We start from the raw sequence: 1,587 nt of genomic DNA on the forward strand, positions 1-1,587 counted from the left end.
GTGGTGGTCTCGGTCGAGTACCGGCACGCGCCGGAGGCGAAGTTCCCGGCCCAGCACGAGGACGCCTTCGCCGCCTACAAGTGGGCGCTCGCCAACGCGAAAAGCTTCGGCGGCGACCCGTCAAAGGTCGCTCTGCTCGGTGAATCCGCCGGTGGCAACCTCGTGACCAACGTGGCCATCATGGCCCGTGACGGGAACGTCGAGAAGCCGGTGCAGGTCGTTGCCGTCTACCCGATGGCCGGCACCAACCTCGACACGCAGTCCTACAAGGACAACGCCTCGGCCAAGCCCCTCGACAAGCCGATGATGGCCTGGTTCTACGACCAGACCGTGCGCAACGACGCCGACCGGGCGGACCCGCGCCTCGACATCGTCAGCAAGGCCGACCTTAAGGGCCTGCCCCCGTTCACGGTGGTGACCGCGCAGATCGACCCGCTGCACGACGACGGCAAGATGCTCTCCGACAAGATCAAGGCTGCGGGCGGCCAGGTGACCTACCGCGATTACCCCGGCGTGACCCACGAGTTCTTCGGCATGGGCAACGTCGTGGCCAAGGCCAAGGAAGCCGAGAACGCCGTCATCGCCGACCTCAAGGCCGCCTTCGGTGGGATGGCCACCGGTACCACCGGCGCCAAGTGACCTGACGCCGGCCGGGCGAAACCACCGGCGAAATCTAAGACGTCAATGCGGGCCGACCTTCCAAGGGGGGACGGCCCGCGTTCGCGTCGAAAGGCATCATTCACGGCGTGGCCCCACGCCACCGATACCTCGAACCTCTTCGAAGATCACCCCCGCTACCCCTTCGACCCCAGTGCGCCGACCGACATCGGAACCGTCATGCCCCACCGCCCCAAGGTCGTCGCCTTCGACATCATCGGCACCGTGTTCAGCATGGAGCCGATGCGGGCGCCCCTGGTCGGGTTGGGTCTGCCGTCGCTTGCCCTCGATCTCCTCTACACGGCCGGCTTGAGGGACACCTTCGCCCTTGCTACTACCAACAGCTTCGCGCCCTTCCAGGCAGTTCTATCGGCGTGCCTCGACGAGTTGCTCGCCATGCAGGGTCTCACTGCTTCCTCGAAGGATAAGCAGGCCGTGCTCGACATGATGAGGGCCCTTCCCCCGCACGGGGACGCGAAGGCCGCATTCCAAGTTTTGGTCGATTCCGGCGTCAGGGTCTGCGCGTTGAGCAACGGCGCGGTCAAGACCACGCAGGGATTGCTCGCTGCGGCGAGCATGGACGGGATGGTCGAGCAAATTCTTTCCGTAGAGGACGTGAAGCTCTCGAAACCGCGTGCCGAGGTCTATCTCTATGCGGCCCAGACCGCCGGGGTCGCACCGGGCGAGATGGCCCTGATCGCGACCCATCCCTGGGACCTGCACGGTGCCAAGATCGCAGGCCTCATGGCAGGCTACGTCGCACGGGGCCGGCCGTACTCGGCTGTCCTTAAGGGACCCGACGTGACCGGGGAAACCCTGCTGGACGTCGCCTCGGAAATGGCGAGGATCTAGGTCCCGCGTGAACGTCGACGGCACGTCCCTGCCACCTCAGATGCCGGCATACCAGGCGTAGCCCTGGTCCTCCCAGTA

The 1,587-nt window shown here is 65.8% G+C and carries 2 protein-coding genes; both read left to right on the top strand.

What is annotated here, in order from left to right; genetic code table 11:
- Positions 1-639: alpha/beta hydrolase (locus MKK55_RS04080; RefSeq protein WP_243933437.1), on the top strand; the 639-nt coding region annotated here is incomplete at its 5' end.
- 198 nt (positions 640-837) lie between these two features.
- Positions 838-1,509, top strand: coding sequence for an HAD-IA family hydrolase (locus MKK55_RS04085; RefSeq protein WP_243933438.1), 672 nt, complete (start codon positions 838-840; stop codon positions 1,507-1,509).
- Positions 1,510-1,587: the final 78 nt, after the last annotated feature.

Origin of the sequence: Methylobacterium sp. J-059 (assembly GCF_022829485.1) — a bacterium.
Lineage (GTDB): Bacteria > Pseudomonadota > Alphaproteobacteria > Rhizobiales > Beijerinckiaceae > Methylobacterium.